3 protein-coding genes are annotated in these 4,124 nt (G+C 53.9%); all 3 read right to left on the minus strand.

Going from position 1 to position 4,124, the window contains the following annotated elements:
• On the minus strand, nt 1-393 hold a 393-nt coding region (gene rpsF / locus ABYP33_RS17585; protein ID WP_373092494.1), incomplete at its 3' end, for a 30S ribosomal protein S6.
• A gap of 151 nt (nt 394-544) precedes the next feature.
• A complete protein-coding gene (gene rlmB / locus ABYP33_RS17590) occupies nt 545-1,282 on the minus strand; it encodes a 23S rRNA (guanosine(2251)-2'-O)-methyltransferase RlmB (RefSeq protein ID WP_373092495.1) in 738 nt (245 codons plus the stop codon).
• Nucleotides 1,283-1,294: 12 nt separating this feature from the next.
• A complete protein-coding gene (gene rnr, locus ABYP33_RS17595) occupies nt 1,295-4,030 on the minus strand; it encodes a ribonuclease R (RefSeq protein WP_373092497.1) in 2,736 nt (911 codons plus the stop codon).
• Between the last annotated feature and the right edge of the window lie 94 nt (nt 4,031-4,124).

A 4,124-nucleotide genomic window follows, 5' to 3' on the forward strand; every position in this document is an offset into this window, starting at 1 on the left:
AGTCGTCGACTCAGAGTCGTCACGGCTGCGCTCAACACGCTGTTCGCTGCGGCTACGACGCTCGCGGCTCTCGTTCTCTGCCTTCATGATCGGCGACTCTTCAGTCACAGCTTCATCGCAGCGAATAATAAGATTACGCAGAATGGCATCGTTATAACGGAAGTTAGTAGTCAACTCTTCCACAGCTTCAGCAGACGCTTCAGCATTGATCAGCACGTAGTGTGCCTTGTGGATTTTGTTGATAGGGTAAGCCAGTTGACGACGGCCCCAATCTTCTAGGCGGTGAACTTTACCGCCGTCTTTTTCGATGGCTTGCGTATAACGCTCAACCATACCTGGTACTTGCTCGCTCTGGTCTGGATGGACCAAGAACACTATCTCGTAGTGACGCATTTTACAGCTCCTTACGGGTTAAGCCACCCTTTACGGTGTGACAAGGAGGACAGCTCCGACCAAAATAGTCGGAACTACCAATAAATCAAGAGCGCGGATTTTAGGTATATCGGGGATGATATGCAAGTGATTCGTACAGATATCAGCCAATTCAAGCTTTTATGCGCTGACGCACCGCTTCAAAAAGACAAACACCCGTCGCCACCGACACATTCAAACTACTTACCGAGCCCGCCATAGGCAGTTTCGCTAAGTAATCACAATTCTCACGAGTAAGGCGTCGCATACCACTGCCCTCGGCGCCGAGGACCAAGGCACGCGGCCCAGTCAAATCTTGCTCGTAGAGCGACAACTCCGCTTCGCCAGCCATCCCCACCACCCACACCCCGGCTTGCTGCATTTGCTGCAGACTGCGGGCGAGATTGGTAACCTGCACAAAGGGCACAACCTCGGCGGCACCACAGGCAACCTTCAGCACTGTGGCACTAAGCCCCACCGAATTATCGCGAGGCGCGACGACAACCGTCACGCCAGCGGCATCGGCGCTGCGCAAACACGCACCCAGATTATGCGGATCGGTAACACCATCGAGCACCAACACCAATGCCGAGCTTCCCGCCGCCACCACCAAATCCAGAAGATCTTTTTCCTGAAACTGAGCAGCCGCCTCGACCAGCGCGATAAGCCCCTGGTGACGCCCTTCAACCATCGCGTCTAATTCAGGACGCGCTCGCTGAATAACATGAACCTTTGCCGCCTTAGCGAGATCCAACACTTCTTGCACACGCTTATCAAGCCGCCCCGCCTGCACATACAACTCTTGAACTCGCTCAGGACTGCGGGCCAGCACGCTCTGCACGGCATGTATGCCAAAAATCTTTTCTGCCACTGAATAAAATCTCTATCGACTACGACGCGTTCGTGGTGCGCCCGACTTAGGTTTGCCACCCGTTTTTTTGGGGGTATCACTTGGCGCGGCAGACTTAGCACCCGATCGACTGCGACGAGGCTGTGCTTTAGGCTTAGCCTCTGCAGCAGCTTTTGCTTCTGCCGCTTTCGCACCCACAGACTTAAATGCCGCCTTGGGCTTAGCCGAGGCCTTGGCCTTAGTTGGCATCAAGCCTTTTAACCCCTTCGCCAGCGCCTCGCGAACCGAGGTCTTTTTCGGCACGGCAACCGGCACATCAGCGACAACAGGCGCAACGACTTGGCGCTTTTTACGCGGCGCAGACTTTGCTGCAGGTGCGCTAGCGTCGGGCTTGCGACGACGAGGTGCGGCAGTAGCCGGTTTAGATTCAGCATTCCGAGCACGACTTTGGCCTGGCTTGCGACGCTGACGTTTAGGTCTATCACTAGCGGGCTTAGCGGTGTCAAAAACGGCTTTTTTACCGACGTCATCGCCCCCTACCACACCAAGATCGATTTTGCGCTGATCGAGATTAACGGCCAGCACTTGCACTTTCAAGGGGTCACCCAACTGGAAAACGCGACGCGTCCGCTCGCCAATCAAACGCTGGTGAGCTTGGTCAAACTGATAGAAATCTTGGGGCAAAGCGGTGATGTGCACCAAGCCTTCTATATAGAGATCCTGCAACTCGACAAACATGCCAAAACCCGTCACCGCAGTAATAATACCCTCGTGCTCACTGCCGACATGGCCTTGTAAGAACTCGCATTTCAAAAAAGCCATTACATCGCGACTGGCCTCATCGGCTCGACGTTCCGCTACCGACGAATTCCCGCCCTGGGCAATAAGTGCTTCTAAATCATAGGGATAGATTTTTTTACGATCAATGCTTGGTGCATCGCCTACTTTATGGAAGCACGCTGGCGCCTCACCACCACCACTGCGCACCAAATAGCGCAATGCGCGATGCACTAGCAAATCTGGATAGCGTCGAATCGGCGAGGTAAAGTGGGTATAGCCGGCGTAGTGCAGACCAAAATGACCTTCGTTCTCTGGGTGGTAAACCGCCTGACTTAAAGAACGCAACATCATGGTTTGAATTACCGCGGCATCTGGACGCTCGCCCAGATTCGACAACAACATTTGATAATCTTTAGGGCTAGGCTCTTCGCCACCCTGCAAACTCAAACCGATCTCGCCGAGGAATTCCCGCAAGTTCGTTAACTTCTGTTCTGACGGACCGCTGTGCACACGATACAAGGCTGCCAGTCCAGAGCGATCTAGCGCCCTTGCGGTCGCGACATTCGCACACAACATACATTCTTCAATCAGTTTGTGAGCATCGTGACGACGAATCGGCACAATCGCCTCAATGCGCTTCTCATCGTCGAACACAATCCGTGTTTCCACGGTTTCAAAGTCGATGGCACCGCGCTCAGACCGCGCCTTGCGCAGCACTTTGTAAAGGTCGTGCAAATAACGCAGCTGGGGCAATAAATGCGCATTGCGCCCCGTGTTGTGTTTAGGGTCAACCCCCTCAAGCTCCAACAGCGCACCCACCTCGTTATAGGTTAAACGGGCATGGGAGCGAATTAAACCCTCATAAAACACATAGCCACTCAGCTTGCCGTTGGCGCTAATGGTCATTTCACAAACCATCGTCAAACGGTCTACATCGGGCTTTAGCGAGCAAAGGCCATTGGACAGGGCCTCAGGCAACATCGGCACCACGCGGTCGGGGAAATACACCGAGGTGGCGCGTTTATGCGCCTCTTGATCAAGGGCTGAGCCCACTTGCACATAATGAGAAACATCGGCAATAGCCACCCACAGACGATAGCCGCCAGTTTTCTTGGGCTCGCAGTACACCGCGTCATCAAAATCCCGCGCATCTTCGCCGTCGATAGTGACCAGCGGCAATTGGCGCAAATCGACTCGATGCGCCTTGTCCGCCTCGGCGGGTTCAGAACCAAAGCGCCGCGCTTCTTCTTCAACGGCCTCCGGCCACTCAAAGGGAATATCATGACTGCGGATCGCCAACTCGGTGGCCACACCAACCGTACGGCGATCACCCAGCACCTCAGTAATACGACCCCGCGCCTGCTGACGCTGACCGGGTTGCTGAGTCAACTCAACCATCACATAATCGCCTTCTTTGGCGGTCGCGACGTCGTTGTCCTCAAGCGCCAACCAATTCTGGATGCGCGTATTCTCGGGAACGACCTGAGGCAGGCCACGGTGCATCATTAACTTACCCACAAGCTGCTGGGTATTATGCTCAAGCACTTCAACAATCACGCCTTCACGGCGGCCGCGCTGATCGACACCAGTCATTTCAACCTTGACAGTGTCACCATCAAAAACCTGCTGCATCTGGCGATTAGCCAGATAGACGTCTTCAGACTCACCATCAATACTTACAAAACCGAAGCCGTCACGATGGCCGATCACCTTGCCAACCATGCTGTCGCCGCCACTAATTGCGCGCAACTGGCCGCGACGACCTTCTATGATTTGGCCATCGCGCAACATCGCCTTAATTCGGCGGCGCAGACCTTCTTCCTGCTCCTCACCTTCAATCTCAAGCTGGCGGCGCAGCTGCGCCTGGCTAATGCCCTTTTCGCTTTCTTTCAACTGTTCGAGGATATATTCACGGCTGGGAACCGGGTTTTCGTAGTTCGAGGCCTCACGTTCAGCGTGGGGATCGGGGATATTTCGGCGTTTAGCCATTCAGTCAGACTTCCTTTATACAATGAAAATTTAAAAATATAGGTGTAGTGTAACTCAACCGTTGACAAAAATACTTTCTATCAGTAAATTGCGC

It is taken from the genome of Zhongshania sp. (assembly GCF_041584495.1).
Taxonomy (GTDB): Bacteria; Pseudomonadota; Gammaproteobacteria; order Pseudomonadales; family Spongiibacteraceae; genus Spongiibacter.

Bases quoted from the DNA above. Each gene is read 5' to 3' on its own strand.
- rnr (WP_373092497.1), bottom strand. From the start codon at position 4,030: ATGGCTAAACGCCGAAATATCCCCGATCCCCACGCTGAACGTGAGGCC.